Source organism: Photorhabdus cinerea (assembly GCF_011189575.1).
Lineage (GTDB): Bacteria > Pseudomonadota > Gammaproteobacteria > Enterobacterales > Enterobacteriaceae > Photorhabdus > Photorhabdus cinerea.
Window position 1 is genome coordinate 25,050 of sequence record NZ_PUJW01000021.1, and the last position, 21,388, is coordinate 46,437.

At 49.0% G+C, this 21,388-nt stretch carries 1 protein-coding gene; it reads right to left on the reverse strand.

What is annotated here, in order from left to right; genetic code table 11:
* Positions 1 to 149: 149 nt before the first annotated feature.
* The gene (locus C5469_RS17720) at positions 150 to 20,549 is read right to left on the reverse strand and encodes a non-ribosomal peptide synthase/polyketide synthase (protein ID WP_166309512.1); all 20,400 of its coding nucleotides are present in this window, start codon (positions 20,547 to 20,549) and stop codon (positions 150 to 152) included.
* Positions 20,550 to 21,388: the final 839 nt, after the last annotated feature.

A 21,388-nucleotide genomic window follows, 5' to 3' on the forward strand; every position in this document is an offset into this window, starting at 1 on the left:
TATTTAGCGATAATTACATAAAGAAATTTATAATGATAATCTGCCTAAAAAAAGCAGGTAACATAATGAATATATAGAAAAAATCCGGCATAAACCATTTATACCGGATTATAAAATAAACACAGGATCGTTAAACCTCAATTAAATCATCACTGAACCTCTCCGTCACAACTGATTGTCAGTGCCATATTTAAGGCTCGAATTAAAACAACTTTATCCTCACTATCCTCCAGCAAACTGAAATGGTTACCCGGAATAGGAATTAGCCGAAGCAAAGAAGCCGGTACTATCTGCGCCCAACCTAATGACGGTTCCATACTTAAAGGCCGTGGGTTGTCATCCGTAACCAAAGGAACGGGTGAAGAAGGTTCCATTGCATAGAACTGATGAAGCGTTACCGTTAATACTTGCGGTTCATAATCCCTGACGATTTGTGCATAATTTTCTATCTGTTCCCAACGCTTCGCAATCAAATTAGGACTCAGATTTAACGGGTATAACGCCAGTTCCTGCGCCGCGGCAATAAATTGAACCAAACTCAGTTCATCGATTCTTTGATACAATGCGGCAATCTCTTCAATGCGTTCTTCCCCTAAATGCCTTGCCAATTCAATAAAAAACTGGAGTTTTGGCGGGATTACCTGTTTCCTGGAATAGTAAGGCGCAGGCGTATCAATTAGCCCCAGAAAATTGATCGTCTCACCGGCATTCAAAAGTTGCTGAGCAATGGCGTAAGCCAGTATACCGCCAGAAGAGTAACCGCATATTCGGTACGGGCCTTCCGGTTGAACAGCCTTCATTAAGATGATCATTCTTGTCGCCTGCTGCTCCATCGTTAACATGGGTTCTTCACTGATAGACGGCCAAGGCAGCGCATAAATCGGATAGCCTGATTGAATATGCTGAGCCAGCCCAAAAACATAGGAATAATCACCCATCCCACTGGGAACAAAGAACAACGGTAGCCCTGTTCCGTCAGATCGCACAGGTATGGCATGACTCCGTAGCTGAGACAGCCAATCTGAGGTCATTTTTGCGGCCAGTTCCATCAGAACCGGGAATTGAAACAAATCATTCAATGTGCATACCAAATCATGACCTGCGGCAAGGTTTATCATCCGCATGGCAAGCAGTGAATGACCACCCAACACAAAGAAGTTGTCATGGCGGCTAATCTGCTCAATACCCAATAACTCACGCCAGATAGCCGCCAAGGTGATTTCAATTTCCCCTTGTGGCGCTTCGTAAATCTGGCGGGCAAAATCCCCTTCGTTTGGAACCGGCAACGCCCGACGATCTAACTTACCGTTAGCGGTCAGCGGGAAGGCATCCAGACACACAAACGCTGTCGGCACCATATAGTCAGGCAAAATTGTACTCAGGTAAGTACGCAGACTATTAACCAGCCCGTCCTCCGCGTCTGCCACCACATAAGCAACCAACTGCTTATCTTGTCCATCACTCAACGCCAGCACAGCCGCTTCACGCACTGCAAAATGTTCCGTCAACCGGGCTTCGATTTCTCCCGGTTCAATGCGGAAACCACGAATTTTAACCTGCTGGTCATTACGGCCAAAGAATTCCAAATTACCGTCAGGCAGGTAGCGAGCTAAATCCCCAGTCCGGTACATGCGCGCATTCGCTAAATCACTAAACGGATCTGTCAGAAAGCGTTCAGCGGTCAATTCCGGGCGATTGAGGTAACCACAAGCAACCCCATCACCGCCAACATAAATCTCACCGGATACCCCCAACGGCACCGGCTGACCATCATCATCCAGCAAGTAAACACGCGTATTGGCTATCGGTCGGCCAATGGGGACCCTTGTCGCTCCCGGTGGTAACGCGGCAATACAGTACATGGTAGTAAAGGTGGTGCCTTCACTCGGACCATAAGCCTGCAATAATTGTTGTGGCGGGCTGTTGTCCAAAACTTCAGCAATCACATGCAAATCGGGGATATCTCCCCCGAAAATCAGAATTTTTATCTGCGGAAGAACCGGCGACAACGCTACGACCAGCCGGTTAAATAATCCAATAGTTAGCCACAGAATCGTGACTCGATGATCCTGTAACACCTGTACAAACGCCTGTGGTGTTAGCAAAGTGGCATGGTCAATCACCACCAGCGCCCCACCATTGAGCAACGGCGCCCAAACTTCAAAGGTGCTGGCATCGAAAGCCGGGTTAGCGGTAAAGGACACTCGGTCATCTTGCCTGATTTCCGCATAACCATTGTTAATGACCAGCCGAACCACCGCACGGTGAGGCACTACCACGCCTTTTGGTATACCGGTCGAGCCGGAGGTATACATGACATAAGCGGGGTCTGAACTGTGACCAGACCAATCAAGATTGAAACCTTCTTCTTCCCTGCTTGTGTCTGCTTCATCAGTAAGACTAAATAACGGAACAACAAGGCCAATCGGAATATCAACCCACCTATCAGTGAGCAACAATTTGGCTGAACAATCGTTTATCAACCAATTTTTCCGCTCATCCGGCACACTGGGATCAATAGGAACATAAACGGCACCTATTTTGAGAATAGCCAACTGTGCCACCACCAGCTCAATCGAACGCTCTAACAGCAGCGCAACATGATTATTCGGGCAAATCCCCAGTGCAATCAATTGACGCGCTAGCCGGTTAGAGTGAGTATTCAGTTCGACATAGCTAAGGGTTTTATCTCCTGCGATCAATGCCGTGGCTTCCGGGGTTTTCTCCACCTGTTGTTCAAATAACTGATGAATACACAGCTGATCGGGATAGATTGTTTCAGTGACATTCCAGGTTCCCAGCAACAACGTGCGTTCAGCCTCCGGCAGGATGTCTGGCATCCGCACCGATATTTCCGGGGTCTGTTCAAGTGCTTCCACCAAACTTTCCAGTGCTTGTTGCATATAACCGCATATGCGTTTCGGATCAAACGGCTGAACAATTTGAGCCGTCAGCCCCAGTGCATCACCAAAATCTTCCACCGACATTACAAACGGATAATTAGTACGCTCCTGTCCACCAAAGAGTTCAATACCACTCATCGTTTCATGTAAGGTTTGCAAAGAGGAGTTATGTCGGTAATTCAACAGAGTATTAAAGAGCGGTGCTTCACTCTGCACACCACTACAACGCTGAGCTAACGCCAGAGATGCATGCTCATGCTCCAGCAATCCAGCCAGCCGGGTATGGACTATCTGTACACTATCCCGTACTGGAGTATCATCCACATCCAGCCGTAATGGCAGGGTATTGATAAACAATCCCATCCCATTATCAACTCCTTCCCCCGCTTGCATACGCCCAAACAGGACAGTCCCAAACACCACCTGTTGTTGTCCGCTGGTACGCGACAACACCTGCGCCCAAGCAAGATGGCACAAAGCAGCCAAACTCACACTCAAACGCCGGGCTTGACCCCGTAAGCGGTCATTAAGTTCAGCTGCCAGCATCTGGTGTGATTCTGTGACTTGCGAACCATCATGATGCACTTCTGTCAAGCCGAATGGTAACGTCGGCTCATTTACTCCAGCCAACATGTCGGTAAAGAAGCGGGTATGTTCTTCCTGACTTACCCCCAATCGGGCCTGAGCCACCAGATTGCGGAAGGGAACCGGAACAGGCAAGTTGTCCCCTTGTCCGGCAAGATACGCCTGAACTTCACGGTTCATCACGCCCAATGTTGTATGGTCACCAATCAGGTGGTGCAACAATTGCAGCACTATCCAGCGGCCATCATGCTCCCGCGCCACAGCAAAGCGCAGTAATGGCGCCTGTCCCAAGTCAATACGATGCTGACGTGTATCAAAACGTCGCATCAATTGATCACCAACCGGACCATCATCCGGGTGCAAGGTCAATTCAGCCACGGACAAAGGTGCCTGGCGCCAAACCACCTGAACCGGAACCGATAACCCTTGCCAGATAAAAGCAGTACGCAGAATATCGTGACGATCAACTACCTGTTGAACTGCGGCCAGATAACGATCCAATAAAGACCGATTAGCAAAAGCCATTTGACTGGCCAGTAGATACAGATCACCTTTATTTGCCAGTAGATGATGGAACAAAATGCCATCCTGCAACGGTGACAAAGCATAGATGTCCTGAATATTCGTCATTCCGCCCGGCACTTGCCCGATGATATGGTCAATTTCCGGCTGAGTCAGATCAATCAGTGGCAACATCTCTGGTGTCAATGTAGTCGCTGCCGGTGTAATAACATTAGGCGGTACTACCACCGCCCGGTACTGCCCCAGCGTTTGGGCAAGTTCAGACAACACTGGAAATTGGAACAAGTCACGCACGGCCAGCATCAATCCAAGATTACGCAAGCGTTCAACCATCCGCACAGCAAGCAGCGAATGTCCCCCCAGTGCAAAGAAACTATCGTGCCGACTGATTTGCTCAATTCCCAGCAATTCGCGCCAGATAGCCGCCAGTGTGGTTTCTGTCTCCCCTTGCGGTGCGGCATAAACCTGACGAGCAAAATCTTCCTCGCCCGGAATCGGCAGCGCCCGGCGATCCAGTTTGCCGTTAGGCGTCAGCGGAAATGCATCCAGACGCACAAAAGCCGCCGGCACCATATAATCAGGCAAAGTTATGCTCAAGTGGCTACGCAAGTTGTTAACTAACCCGTCATCCGCTTGTGCCACGACATAGGCAATCAGCCGTTTATCCTGCCCGTCACCGGATACTAACACGAGTGCTTCACGGACCGCAGAGTGCTCCATCAGCCGAGCCTCTATTTCCCCCGGTTCAATACGGAAACCCCGGATTTTAACCTGCTGATCATTACGGCCAACAAACACCAGATTGCCATCCGGCAAGTAACGAGCCAAATCCCCGGTTCGGTACATGCGCGCATTTGGATCATAGCTAAATGGGTCCGTGAGAAAATGTTCAGCTGTCAGTTCTGGGCGGTTCAGATAACCACGTGCTACACCTATACCGCCAATATATAGTTCACCTACCGTCCCCAGTGGCACCAGCTGACCGCAGGTATCCAGTAAATAAACACGCGTGTTGGCCGTCGGGCGACCCATCGGTACCAATTCATCGGTATAGTCTGGCGGGCAAGACCAGACAGTCGCGCAAACAGTGATTTCCGTCGGGCCATAAGCATTGAACAGATTCGCCCGACCACTCAGAGCTTGAAACAGTGCTGCACTGGGCGCTTCACCACCCAGTATCAATGTCGGCCTTATCGTCATCACCGGTAAACCCGCCCCCTCCCGGAGCATAGCTGGTGTCAAACAGGCATGCGTCACTGCCTGCTCTTCCAGATAATGCCAAAGGTGGTGTGGCTCCTGGCGAACCGTATCGGCAGGAATATCCAAAGTGGCGCCACCGCATAGCGCCATCATGACTTCCCAAACACTGGCATCGAAACCAAACGAGGCAAACTGCAACATTCGGCTACTTGAATGAATATCAAACTGAACAATTTTTTCCTGAATAAGATTAACTAACCCACGATGTTCAATCATCACCCCTTTCGGTGTGCCAGTAGAACCAGAGGTATAAATCACATAGGCCAGATGACGGGAAGTCAATGAAGACACCAAGGGGTTGCTGTCCGGCTGGTCAAGTAATGAATTCGGATCAAGTAGGGTCAATCCGGCTAACGCTTTCTCGCCTAACGCATCACATCCAGCGCTATCCGCCAGCAAAATCGCTGGCGCAGCATCGATTAAAATATGTAATAAACGTTCACCCGGATAAGCCGGGTCCAGAGGTACATAGGCCCCGCCAGCTTTTAGTACTGCCAACAGTCCTATTACCATTGCAGGTGAGCGTGTCACGCAAATCGCTACTCGCTGATCTGGTACCACACCCAGTGTAATAAGCTGATGAGCTAACCGGTTAGCACAGGTATTTAATTCGGCATAACTTAAACTCTGCCCTTCATGCACCAACGCAATAGCATCAGGATGCTTTTCAACTTGTTGCTCAAATAACCGATGAATACACAATTGGTCAGGATACCGGGCTTCTGTCGCATTCCAGGTTTCCAGTAATAGTCTGCGTTCTGCTGACGCCAAAATATCGATTTTTCCAACCCGTTGCTGAGGATTAGCGGCCATTTCTCGCAGTATCGTATACAGATAACCGGCATGTCGTTCGATTGTCTGCCGATCAAACAATGCGGTTGCATAATTCAGATAACCCACAATCTTGCCATCCATCTCTGACAGATTCAGCTCAAGATCGAACTTAACCACATCAAAAGCTTGCTCAACGGGTGAGACGGTCACCCCCGGTAGCCTCAATTCCATATTCTCATTGTTCTGCCAGGCAAACATCACTTGAAACAACGGGGTATGCGCCAATCGGCGCGGGGGCTGCACAATTTCTACCACCTGTTCGAATGGCAAATCCTGGTGCTCCTGTGCCGCCAATGCGGTTTGCCGCACACGCATAAGTAACTCGGTGACGTTCGGCGAACCTGATAAGTCAATACGTAAGGCCAGCGTATTAACGAAGAAACCGATCAGAGATTCCACTTCTTGAAGACTACGGCCCGCACTCGGCGTACCGATAACCAGATCTTCTTGGCCTGACAAGCGCGACAGAACTATAGCCCAAGCTGATAACAGGGTCATAAATAGCGTAACACCCTGCCGTTCACTCAAATGTTTAAGGGATTTCGTTAACTCTTCATCCAAACTAATCGACAATAAATGTCCGACAAACGACTGGTGAGATGGACGTAGCCGATCAGTTGGCAAATCTAACAGGACCGGCGAGTCAGCTAGCGCAGTGCGCCAGTAATTAGATTGGATTTGGACACGTTCAGCTGAAAGCCATTGACGTTGCCACGCGGCATAATCAGGGTACTGAATCGCCAACGGTGGCAACGGATCGGGTTGCTCTAGCAAGAAAGCCGCATAGAGAGCATTCATCTCACGCATCAACAAGCTAACAGACCAGCCGTCTGAAATAATGTGATGCTGGGTCAACAGGAATACATAATCATTGTCAGCCCGTTGTATCAGACAAGCACGGATCAACGGGCCACGGGTCAAATCGAATGACGTCTCAGTTTCCTGTACACACAAATGTTCAAGTTGTTGATCCACATCAGGCACGTTACGCAGATCGTATTTTTTCATTGGCAAGCCAAATTCCACTGGCAACAGTTTAACTTGAGGCTGACCATCAACAGAGATAAATACAGAATGTAACGCTTCATGACGAGCAAACAGGCGATTAAGCGCCTGCTGCCAGACAGTGATATCAAGCGGCCCCTGCAAACGCAGTGCTATGGGGATATGATAGGTATCACTGACTCCCTTAAATTGAGCCAGGAACCACAAGCGCTGTTGCGCGAATGACAGCGGCAACTCACCCTCACGGGATATTGGCATAATGGCCGGTAGCCCACTGCCTTGCTCAGTCAGTCGCGCACTCATCACCTCAGCAAAGGCGGCTAAAGAAGGGGATTTAAACAACGTGGTCAGCGGCAATTCGATACCTAAAGCGGCTATTCGGTTCATCATCCGCACAGCCAATAGCGAATGACCGCCCAGCACGAAAAAGTTGTCATGGCGGCTAATCTGTTCAACCCCCAGTAACTCGCGCCAGATAGCGGCCAAAGCCGTTTCCATCTTCCCTTGCGGCGCTGCATAAACCTGACGAGCAAAAGCTTCCTCTCCCGGCGCGGGTAATGCCTGACGGTTTAGTTTACCGCTAGATGTCAGTGGAAATATATCCAAACGCACAAAAGCCGACGGCATCATATAATCAGGCAAAATCGTACTCAGATGGGTACGCAAACTGTTAACCAGCCCGTCATCTGCGTCTGCCACCACATAAGCAACCAGCCGCTTATCCTGCCCGTCATCCAGAGCTAACACAGCGGCTTCACGCACCGCAAAATGTTCCGTCAACCGGGCTTCGATTTCCCCCGGTTCAACGCGGAAACCACGAATTTTAACCTGTTGGTCATTACGGCCAACAAAAACCAGATTGCCGTCCGGCAGGTAGCGAGCCAGATCCCCGGTTCGATACATCCGCCCACTCGGTTCATCACTAAATGGATCTGTCAGAAAACGCTCAGCCGTCAATTCCGGACGATTGAGATAACCGCAGGCAACCCCATCTCCGCCAACATAAATCTCACCAGTTGCGCCCAGTGGCACCGGTTGACCATAATCATCCAGTAAGTAAACACGTGTATTGGCTATCGGTCGGCCAATAGGAACTCTCATCGTTCCTTGTGGTAACGCGGCAATACGGTACATGGTAGTAAAGGTGGTGCCTTCACTCGGACCGTAAGCCTGCAATAATTGTTGTGGCGGGCTGTTGTCCAAAACCTTAGCAATCACATGCGAATCGGGGATATCTCCCCCAAAAATCAGGATTTTTATCTGCGGAAGAACCGAGGATAATTCGACTACCAGCCGGTTAAATAACCCGATAGTCAGCCACAGAATCGTAACTCGATGAACCTGTAACACCCGCACAAACTCCCGCGGCGTCAGCAAAGTGGCATAGTCAATCACCACCAGCGTTCCACCATTAAGCAAAGGCGTCCAAACTTCAAAGGTACTGGCATCAAAAGCCGGGTTAGCGGTGAAAGCAACCTTGTCATCCGGCCTGATTGCAGCATAGCCGTTATTAATAACCAGTCTGACCACCGCACGATGAGGCACCACCACGCCTTTTGGTGTACCGGTCGAGCCGGAGGTATACATGACATAGGCTGAATCTGAACTATGACAAGGTAAATCAAGATTGGCGCGATCTTCCGCTCTGATTGTTCCCATCTCACTGGAAAGACAGAACAGCGGAACTGCAAAATTAGTCGGGATATCAGATGGTAAATCAGTGATCAGTAACCGTGCTGAACAATCGTTTATCAACCTGTTTTTCCACTCGTCTGGTACGCTGGGATCTATCGGCACGTATACAGCATCGACCTTGAGAATAGCCAGCTGGGCCACCACCAGTTCAATCGAACGCTCTAACAGGATTACAACGCGATCACCCGGACAAATCCCTTGCGCTATCAATTGACGGGCCAGCCGGTTAGCACTGGCATTCAGTTCTGCATAACACAGCGCCTTATCTCCCGCTATCAGCGCGACGGCATCCGGGGTTTTCTCCACCTGTTGTTCAAACAATTGATGGATACACAACTGATCAGGATACCGTGTTTCGGTTGCGTTCCAAGTTTTCAACAGCAGCTTGCGCTCCGCTTCTGGCAAAATGTTCAGCGTCCGTATTGGTGTGTCAGGAGCCTGTTCAAGCGTTGCTACCAGACTTTCCAGTGCTTGTTGCATATAGCCGCATACGCGTTCCGGATCAAACGGCTGGACGATTTGCACTGTCAATCCCAACGCATCACTAAAATCCTCCACCGACAGCACAAATGGATAGTTGGTCCGCTCCTGCGCACCAAGGAACTCAACACCGTTTATAATTTCATTCGAAGCTGCTAACGGCGCATTATGTCGATAGTTCAACAGAGTACTAAAGAGCGGGGTTCCACCTTGCACACCACTGCAACGCTGAGCCAATGCCAGCGAGGCATGTTCATGCTCTAACAGCCCAGCCAACCGGGTATGCACCGCCTGTATGCTGTCCCGTACCAGGGTATCATCGATATCCAATCGTAACGGCAAGGTATTGATAAACAGTCCCATGCCACTGTCAGCGCCTTCGCCCGCCTGCATACGCCCAAATAGCACCGTGCCGAACACCACTTTCTTCTGGCCGCTGGTACGAGACAACACTTGCGCCCAAGCCAGATGACACAATGTGGCTAAACTTACCCCCAGACGCCGAGCCTGATCACGTAAACGGTCATTCAAGTCAGTCGTCAGCATCCGATGCGATTGTGTTACCTGTGAACCACCATGGTGTACCTCTATCAACCCAAACGGCAACGTCGGTTCCTCCACCTCCGCCAACATGTCAGTAAAGAAACAAGTATGCTCAACCTGGCTGGCACCCAATTGAACCTGAGTAATCAAATGACGGAAAGGTACCGGAACCGGCAGCCTGTTTTCCTGCCCGGTAAGATACGCCTGAACCTCACGGTTCATGACTTCCATCGTGGTATGATCGCCAATCAGGTGATGCAACAGTTGCAACACCACCCAACGGCCATCAGTCTCCTGCGCCATCATAAAGCGTAGAAGCGGAGCCTGACTCAAATCGATACGATGCTGGCGTAGATCAAACAATTGGGCTAACTGCTCGCAGATCGGTCCGTCAGCCGGGTTCAGTACCAGTTCCGCCACTGGCAATTGAACTTGACGACAAACCACCTGAGCCGGAACAGATAATCCCTGCCAAACAAAGGCAGTGCGCAAGATATCATGGCGATCAACCACCTGCTGAACCGCTGCCAGATAACGATCCAGCAAAGGTCGGTCAGCAAAAACCATTTGACCTGCTAACAGATACGGATCGCCTTCGTTCGCCAGCAGATGATGGAACAAAATGCCATCCTGCAACGGCGACAAAGCATAGATATCCTGAATATTGCTGATCCCGCCGGGCACCTGCTCAACGATGTGATCAACCTCTGACTGAGTTAGAGCAATCAACGGCAACATCTCCGGCGTCAACACCGTGGTTGCCGACGTAATGATATTAGGCGGAACCACTACAGCCCGATATTGTGCCAAAGTTTGAGCAAGTTCAGACAACATCGGGGATTTAAACAGATCACGCACTGCCAACGTTAAACCCAGATTACGCAAACGTTCAACCATCTGCACAGCGAGCAACGAATGCCCTCCCAGAGTGAAGAAACTATCGTGCCGGCTAATCTGCTCAATTCCCAACAAATCACGCCAGATAGCAGCCAAAGCAACCTCAGTGTCCCCTTGCGGTGCTTCATAAACCTGATGAGCAAAAGCGTCCTCTCCCGGAGCCGGTAATGCCTGACGATCTAATTTACCGTTAGAGGTCAACGGAAAAGCATCCAGACAGACAAAGGCCGCTGGCACCATATATTCAGGCAAAATTGCACTTAAATAAGTCCGTAAACTATTAACCAATTCGTCATTCGCGTCTGCCACCACATAGGCAACCAACCGCTTATCTTGCCCATCTCCCAACGCCAGTACAGCGGCCTCCCGCACCGCAGGATATTCTGTCAACCGGGCTTCGATTTCCCCCGGTTCAATGCGGAAACCCCGAATTTTCACCTGTTGGTCATTACGGCCAAGGAACTCCAGATTTCCGTCCGGCAGGTAGCGTGCCAGATCCCCGGTTCGATACATCCGCGCATTCGGTTGATCACTAAACGGATCTGTCAAAAAGCGTTCAGCCGTCAGTTCAGGCCGATTGAGGTAACCACAAGCCACCCCATCTCCCCCCACATAAATCTCACCGATCACCCCTAACGGTACTGGTTGACCATAACCATCCAGCAGATAAACACGAGTATTCGCTATCGGTCGGCCAATCGGGACCCTCATCGTCCTTAATGGTAATGTTGCGATACGGTACATAGTAGTAAAAGTGGTTCCTTCACTCGGACCGTAAGCCTGTAATAACTGTTGTGGCGGGCTGTTGTCCAAAACCTCAGCAATTACATGTAGATCGGGGATATCTCCCCCGAAAATCAGAACTTTTATCTGCGGAAGAATGGGGGATAACCTTGCCACTAATCGGTTAAACAACCCAATAGTCAGCCACAAAATCGTGATTTGATGAGCCTGTAACGCTTGTACAAATTCCTGTGGTGTCAGCAAAGTAGTGTGATCAATAACCACCAATGTGCCACCGTTAAGCAAAGGTGCCCAGACTTCAAACGTACTGGCATCAAAAGCCGGGTTAGCCGTAAAAGCAACCCGGTCATCCGGTCCGATTTCAGCATAACCATTATTGATAACCAACCTGACCACAGCACGGTGAGGCACTACCACACCTTTTGGTATGCCGGTCGAACCGGAGGTATACATGACATAAGCTGAACTGAGACAAGGTACATTGAGATTAAAACACTCTTTCCCCCTGATAGTGTCCATCTCACTGGAGAGACAGAACAGCGGAACCGCAAGGTCAATCGGGATATCAAACTGCGAATCGGTGAGCAGCAATTTGGCTGAACAATCGCTTATTAGCCAGTTTTTCCGCTCGTCCGGCACACTGGGATCTATCGGCACATAAACAGCACCAACTTTAAGAATGGCCAATTGTGCCACTACCAATTCAACCGAGCGTTCTAACATAATCGCCACGTGGTCATCTGGGCAAACCCGTAGCTCAATCAATCGATGGGCCAATCGGTTAGCACAAGCATTCAGTTCCGTATAGCTGAGGATTTTATCTCCCGCTATCAGCGCTGTCGCTGCCGGGGTTTTCTCTGCCTGTTGTTCAAACAACTGATGAATACACAATTGGTCAGGATACGGTACTTTAGTCGCGTTCCAGATTTCCAACAGCAACCTGCGCTCCGCCGATGTCAGAATATCGATCTCCCTGACTGGTTGCTGAGGATTAGTCACCATCTCTTGCAGCACCGTGTACAGATACCCTAAGTGCCGCTCGATGGTTTGTTGATCAAACAGGGCCGTTGCATAACTCAAGTAACCAACAATCTTGCCATCCTTCTCAGACAAGTTCAGTTCAAGATCAAACTTAGCGGTATCAAGGAATTGCTCGGCAGGTGAGACTGCCAGCCCCGGCAGTTTCCAATCTGGGTTCTCATTGTTCTGCCAAGCAAACATCACCTGAAACAGGGGAGTATGCGCCAATCGGCGCGGCGGTTGCACTATTTCCACCACTTGTTCGAATGGCAGATCTTGATGCTCCTGAGCCGCCAATGCCGTCTGCCGCACACGAGCAAGCAACTCAACCACATTTGGCTCACCCGATAAATTGATACGCAAGGCCAACGTATTGACGAAGAAGCCGATCAGCAATTCCACTTCTTGACGACTGCGCCCCGCACTTGGTGTACCAATAACCAGATCTTCCTGACCTGACAGACGCGATAAAACCGTAGCCCAAGCTGACAGTAAGGTCATGAACAATGTGACCTCCTGCTGCTCGCTCAAACGCTTCAAGGATTGGGTTAATTCAGCATTCAGATTGACAGGCAATAAATTCCCCGCAAATGATTGCTGTACAGGGCGTGGTCGGTCAGTTGGCAAATCCAACAATACCGGCACATCAGCCAATATCATTCGCCAATAGTCAGATTGGTTCTGAATACGCTCAGCCGAAAGCCACTGACGCTGCCAAGCGGCGTAATCAGGGTACTGAATCGGTAATGGAGGCAATGGATCAGGTTGCCCGGTCAGAAAAGCTGTATAGAGGGCACTTAATTCATGCATCAATATACTGACAGACCAACCATCGAAAACAATATGATGCAGGGTCAACAGGAATAGGTAATCATCATTAGCCAGTTGTATCAAAGCAGAGCGGATTAACGGCCCACGAGCGAGATTAAACAGCGTTTCAGACTCCTGCATGCGAAGATACTTAAGTTGTTTCTCCACATCAGGTACTTTACACAGATCGTATTTTTTCATCGGCAGGCCAAATTCCGCCGGCAACAGTTCGATCTGGGGGTGACCATCAACCGTCACAAATATGGAGCGTAAAGCCTCATGACGAGCAAACAAGTGATTAAGTGCACGCTGCCAGACAGCAATATCGAACTGACCCCGCAAACTCAATGCTACCGGAATATGATAGGTATTACTGACCTCTTCAAATTGGGCCAAGAACCACAGACGCTGTTGCGCAAATGACAGAGGTAACTCGCTATCGCGAGATATCGGCATGATTGCGGGTAATATGCTATCTGGTTCACCAAACTGAACACTCATCTTCTCGGCAAAAGCTGACAATGAAGGAAATTCAAATAGCGTGCTCAACGGCAGTTTGATGCCTAAAGCGGCTATCCGGTTCATCATCCGTACCGCTAACAACGAATGACCGCCCAGCGCGAAAAAGTTGTCATGCCGACTTATCTGTCCAATTCCCAGCAATTCATGCCAGATAGTAGCCAAAGCAATCTCAGTTTCCCCTTGCGGCGCTTCATAGATCTGACGGGCAAAATCGTCTTCCCCCGGAGCCGGTAGCGCCCGGAGATCCCGTTTGTCGTTAGGTGTGAGCGGAAAGGCATCCAGACGCACAAAAGCCGCTGGCACCATATAGTCAGGTAAAATTGTACTTAAATGTTCACGTAGACTAACCACTAACCCGTCATCTGGCTCGGCCACCACATAAGCAACCAGCCGTTTATCTTGTCCATCACTTACCGCTAATACCAGTGCTTCACGCACCGCCGGATGCTCAGTCAAAAATGCTTCGATTTCCCCCGGTTCAATCCGAAAACCCCGGATTTTAACCTGTTGGTCATTACGACCAACAAACACCAGATTGCCATCCGGCAGGTAGCGGGCCAAATCCCCGGTTTGATACATGCGTGCATTCGGTACATCACTAAATGGATCTGTCAGAAAGCGTTCAGCAGTCAATTCCGGGCGATTAAAGTAACCACAGGCAACCCCATTGCCACCAACATAAATCTCACCGGTCGCACCTAGTGGCACCGGTTGCCTATACGCGTCTAACAGATAGAGGCGCGTGTTAGCAATTGGCCGGCCAATAGGGATCTTTGCTACTCCCGGCGGTAACGCCGTAATGGGATATATCGTGGTAAAGGTGGTGCCTTCACTTGGGCCATAAGCTTGTAATAATTGTTGCGGCGGATTCTTGTCCAAAACCTGAGCGATCACATGCGGATCGAGGACCTCACCGCCGAAAATCAAAATCTTGATCTGCGGAAGCACCGGAGACAGCTCCGCCACCAACCGGTGAAGCAAGCCAACACTCATCCACAGAATAGTGATTCGATAAACCTGTAAAGCTCGTACAAAATCCGATGGCGTCAGTAAAGTAGCATGGTTGATAACCACCAGTGTTCCACCGTTGAGCAACGGCGCCCAAACTTCAAATGTGCTGGCATCAAAAGCGGGATTAGCTGTAAAGGCAACCCGATCATCCTGTCCGATTTCCGCATAGCCATTATTAATCACCAGTCGGACCACAGCACGATGAGGCACGATTACTCCTTTGGCTGTACCGGTCGAACCGGAGGTATACATAATATACGCTGACTTGGCGCTGGAACCGGGTAAGTCAAGATTGCAACGATCCTCTTCCCTGTCCGTAATGGTATCGCTGGAGAGATGAAATAACGGCACAGCAAGGCCAGCCGGGACATCAGCCTGCTCATCAGTGAACAGCAATTTGGCTGAACAATCGTTTATCAGCCAATTTTTCCGCTCATCCGGCACTTTCGGATCTATCGGCACATAAACCGCACCGACCTTGAGAATGGCCAACTGTGTCACTACTAACTCAACAGATCGTTCTAACAGGATCGCAACGTGATCATTGGGACTAATCCCCTGTTCAATCAGTTGACGAGCCAGCCGATTAGCACAAACATTCAGTTCCGCGTAACTGAAAGTCTTATCTCCTGCTATCAGCGCAATGGCCTCTGGGGTTTTCTCCACCTGCTGTTCAAACAACTGATGAATGCATAGCTGGTCAGGATACGGCGCCTCGGTGGCATTCCAGATTTTCAGCAACAGCTGTTGTTCTGCTTCTGGCAAGATGTTCAATGTACGTACCGGTGTTTCTGGCGCCTGTTCAAGCACTTCCACCAGACTTTCTAATGCCTGTTGCATATAACCACATACCCGTTCTGGATCAAACGGCTGCACCACTTGGGCGGTCAACCCCAAAGTGGAACCACCGTCCTCCACCGACAGCACAAACGGATAGTTAGTACGTTCTTCTTCGCCAAGGAATTCAATACCCGGCACCACCTTATCCGGCGTCATCGACTGATCGTTATGCCGGTAGTTCAATAAGGAACTAAAAAGTGGCGTTTCGCCCTGTACACCACTGCAACGCTGAGCCAGCGCCAACAATGCATGTTCATGATCCAACAATGCTGCTAATCGGGTATGTGCGGCCTGTACGCTGTCCCGTACCGAAGTGTCATCAATATCCAACCGCAACGGCAAGGTATTGATAAACAGCCCCATGCCGCTATCAGCCCCGTCACCCACCTGCATACGCCCAAACAATACCGTGCCAAACACCACCTGTTGCTGCCCGCTGGTACGCGACAATACCTGCGCCCAAGCCAGATGACACAAAGCAGCCAGACTGACGCCCAGACGCCTCGCCTGATTGCGCAAGCGGTCATTCAGCGTGGCTGTCAGCATTCGGTGCGATTGGGTGACTTGTGAACCATCACGATGGACCTCCACTAATCCAAACGGTAACGTCGGTTCATCTACCTCAGCCAGCATGTCAGTAAAGAAGCGGATATGCTCTTCCTGACTTACCCCCAATCGGGCTTGAGCCACTAAATTGCGGAAAGGTAGCGGTGCAGGCAGACTGCCCTCCTGCCCGGAAAAATACGCCTGAACCTCGTGGTTCATGACCTCCATCGTTGTATGGTCACCAGTTAAATGATGCTGCAATTGCAGTACTATCCAGCGATCATCCGTTTCCTGTGTCACTATAAAGCACAGCAACGGTGCCTGGCCCAAATCGAGGTGATGCTGACGTAAGTCAAAACGCTGGGTTAACTGGTCAATAATTGGGCCATCAGCTGGATTCAGCATCAATTCAGTCACTGACAAAGGTGCCTGACGCCAAACTACCTGAGCCGGAACTGACAATCCTTCCCAGAGAAAAGCAGTACGTAAAATATCGTGACGATCAACCACCTGTTGAACCACTGCCAAATAACGGTCCAACAAAGGCCGATCATTGAAGGCCATCATATAGGCCAACAGATACGGGTCACCTTCATTTGTGAGTAAACGGTGGAACAAAATACCGTCCTGTAGCGGCGACAAGGCATAGATATCCTGAATATTGGCGATCCCTCCCGGCACCTGTCCGACGATACGGTCAATATCAAGCTGAGTTAGATCAATCAGTGGCAGCATCTCCGGCGTCAATGCTGTCGTTGCCGGTGTAATCACATTAGGCGGTACCACTATAGCCTGATGCTGCCCCAACATATGAGCAAGCTCAGACAATACTGGATATCGGAATAAATCGCGGGCAACCAACGTTAACCCAAGGTTGCGCAGGTGCTCAATCATCCGTAAGGCAAAGAAAGAATGACCACCCAACGCAAAAAAGTTGTCATGTCGGCTAATCTGCTCAATACCCAACAATTCACGCCAGATAGTCGCCAACGTGGCTTCTATTTCCCCCTGCGGTGCAGCATAAATCTGACGAGCAAAAGCCTCCTCACCCGGAGCAGGCAACGCCCGGCGATCTAACTTACCATTAGGAGTCAGCGGGAAGGCATCCAGATGCACAAAAGCCGCTGGCACCATGTAGTCAGGTAAAATTGTACTCAGGTAGGTACGCAGATTATTAACCAACTCCTCATCCGCTTCTGCCACCACATAGGCAACCAACCGCTTATCCTGCCTATCATCCTGAACCAGCACGACAGCCTCACGTATCGCAGGATATTCCGTTAGTCGGGCTTCGATTTCTCCCGGTTCAATGCGGAAACCACGAATTTTAACCTGCTGGTCATTACGGCCAAAGAATTCCAAATTACCGTCCGACAAATAGCGAGCTAAATCCCCGGTTCGATACATACGCGCATTCGTCTTATTACTAAACGGATCGACCAGAAAGCGTTCAGCCGTCAATTCCGGGCGATTGAGATAACCACAAGCAACCCCATCACCGCCAACATAAATCTCACCGACGCCACCCAACGGCACCGGCTGACCATAATCATCCAGCAAGTAAACACGTGTATTGGCTATCGGTCGGCCAATTGGAACCTTCGCCATCCCCGGAGGTAACAACGCGATACGGTACATCGTGGTAAACGTCGTTCCTTCCGTCGGGCCATAGGCTTGTAATAATTGTTGGGGCGGACTGTTGTCCAAAACCTCAGCAATCACATGCCGATCGGGGATATCCCCCCCGAAAATCAGCATTTTTATCTGTGGAAGCACCGAGGACAACTCAGCGGCCAGTCGGTTAAATAACCCGATAGTTAACCACAAAACCGTGATGTGATGAGCTTGTAACTCCTGTATAAACGCCTGCGGCGTCAGCAACGTGGCATGATCAATCACCACCAACGCTCCACCATTAAGCAAAGGCGCCCAGATTTCAAAGGTACTGGCATCGAAAGCCGGGTTAGCGGTGAAAGCAACCCGGTCATCCTGCCCGATTTCCGCATAGCCATTATTAATAACCAGCCGAATTACCGCACGATGAGGCACGATGACTCCTTTGGGTGTACCCGTCGAACCGGAGGTATACATGACATAAGCAGCGTCTGAACTGCGACAAGGTAAATCAAGATTGAAATCCGTCTCTTCTTGCCCGTGCGTATCTACCTCCGCAGAAACACACAATAACGGAACAGTCAGGGCAATCGGGATATCAGACTGTACATCAGTGATTAGTAACCGAGCTGAGCAATCGTTTATCAGCCTGTTTTTCCGCTCGTCCGGCACACTGGGATCGATAGGAACATAAACGGCCCTCACTTTAAGGATAGCCAACTGGGCTACCACCAGTTTAATCGAACGCTCTAATAGGATTACAATGTGATCACCCAAGCTAATCCCCAGAGCAATCAATTGACGAGCCAGTCGGTTAACACCCGCATTGAGTTCAGCATAGCTAAGGGTCTTATCTCCTGCTATCAATGCCGTGGTCGCCGGAGTTTTCTCCACCTGTTGTTCAAATAACTGATGAATACACAGCTGGTCAGGATAGATTGTTTCAGTGGCGTTCCAGGTTTCCAGCAGTAGTGTGCGTTCGGATTCAGGTAATAAATTAAGCTGCCAAACCGGTATTTCATCACCCACTTTTTCCGATGATGCCAACACCTGTAAATGTTCACTCATCCGCTGAATATCTTCTACGTGCAAACGAGTTGCATCGTAGATCCAGCGAAAACCACCCTGTGCATTAATCTGCAATGTCAGAAGTTCACCTGACACATCCTTCTCCCACTGTCTGTCATCCTTTATGACCGAGACAGCAATCCGCCATGGCTGGCAGGTTGTTAACGCTGGGATCGCACTTAATGCAGGAGAACGGGAAAGAAGGTCACAACAAAATGTACGGTGTTGCGCTAAGCATGTAAGTTCGTTACCAATCCAGTCAGCTACTACACTCCACGGCTTATCAAATGCTACCTCAATCGCCATGGGAACCACCGGTGACAAACCAGCCAATAAACCCAGTTCATCTTTTGCTTCATCCACATACCAACCGATTTGGAACTTGGTCTGATGAGTCAAACGCGCCAGATAAATGGCAAATATCTGCAACAACATCTGCAATGGATCTGTTTCACTGTTTTTCGGCAACGGAGGTTGCCAGACACTCATTGCCCATCTGGGTTCTACCTGCTCCCCGGCAATTTCGAAAGGTAATTGGAATGGCTGCAAAGAGGCAAGACGCTCACACCAGAATGATTCACTGGGCGCCAGTGACTGGAGGGTATTTTTTACATTCTGTGCTTGCTGTGGAGAAAGCAAAGGCAATGATTTACCCGGCCTGAGTTCTGATATAGCAGCAAGCTCATCAGCAAATAACACTTTGCCTTCAAGAGTGGTAAAACCACCAATCCGCACATCTCCACTGCCCGTCGTGACTTGCCAGGCGTTCTCTTCTACATCAATCAACGTACCTGGTGCCGCCTGAGAACAACTGTTCAACCGTTCAAGCCAGGAAATTCGCACGGTGCCCTGCTTAAGCAATACTTTCGGACAGCCCAGTGGATTTAGATAATTCTCTCCAAAATCTAAGGCCCGTACCAACGCTGACAATACCTCACCCGGCTGCTCCCAACACAGATACCCCCCACCATCAGGCCGACGTGACTGGGCATAAAAACTCCGTTGCGAGAGATCTTGTGGATGGGTCACCAACGTACCTTGAGCAAGATCCTGCAATAACTGAATAAATCCTTCCTGAGCAGCCTGATAACATTTCAGATTCAATGAAAATGCACTATCGTGTTCCTCAATAGATACCGGCCATTGCACAACAATATCGCAGGTATCCACACCAGCTTCAATGCAATGCCAGGAAATAGCGTAATGTGCCTCCTGCGCTAACAGCGCCCAAGAAGTGGCATGACAACCCGCATAGCGGGGTAAAGGGCTATCGTGATAGTTAAAAGCGCCGCCGCGAATCTGTTCAATCAGCGACATAGGCAGAATGATCGGACTGACGATTGAGAAAAGCCAATCGACAGGGTGTAGCATGATTTGCTGTTGTAATTCATCAACAGAGTCCACACAAACGATTCCTTGCCGGATAGCCCAGGTTTGCAAAACATCATCATCAGTTAGCACCGCTTGTATTGTATGCCCAGCCGACTGAATTTGCTCGGCACAGAATACTGCAAGAGTCGTCCCTCCCACCACGACGCAGGTACGTGATGAAGCAGGAATATTATTTACGTTATTGATTATATTTTTTGACGTCTGAGAGAGGAGTTCTGCTTTAAGGATATTTTCCGCTTTAACAATGCTATCTTTCATTTACAACCTCAACGATTCTGTTAGATATTTGAAAACTGCCTTTCTCGACAGTCATCAAAGTGCTTTCTTTTATTTTTCCTCGTTTTACCTTTGGAGGAATAAAGACGGACTCGCCAGGCATCAATCAAGATGCTCAGGCAATACTTTCTCTCTGGCGTTGGACGTAAATAACCGCCTGATTAACAATTCTATGGCGATAAATAGAATAAATGGTTCATTCTATGAACCGTAAACAAACACTCTGCTTCGTCCTTTTTTATATAAATGTCTATGATTAGTTAACGTTTAATTCTATGACTTAAAACGGATTTATAGACTACTATTGGCATGAATTGACTTCGATCACGCTCTAAAAAACAAAGATTATCATTCTAATAATGAACGAAAAAAAAACCTACCAAAACAACTTATTAAATATTTACAAAGACATCCTGTACATTTAATTACTTAAGGATATAAATTTAGTTGAAAATTAATTTCACCACCTGTTATTTAATAATAAAATCCTATAATTAATGTGAAAGTTAATTATATTTAACTTCGTAAAGAAATAATTTCAAACTAAAATCAACCTTATTATATATTATTTGTTTATAATATAGCTAAGATTACCATTGATGCAATACCGTATTGATTATCAGACAACATATTCTAAGAGAGTTATTCTTTGATGTGATTTATCGGATGGTACAAACAGGATTCAAGCTTTATACCATTTAGTTTGCCAATACTCATCTGCATATACAATAAAATTACCCTCCACTACAATCAATACTAAAGTATAAGTTTTTCTTTCCTCCCAAGATTTACCCCAGCTTCAGAACTGTCGTTTCACAATT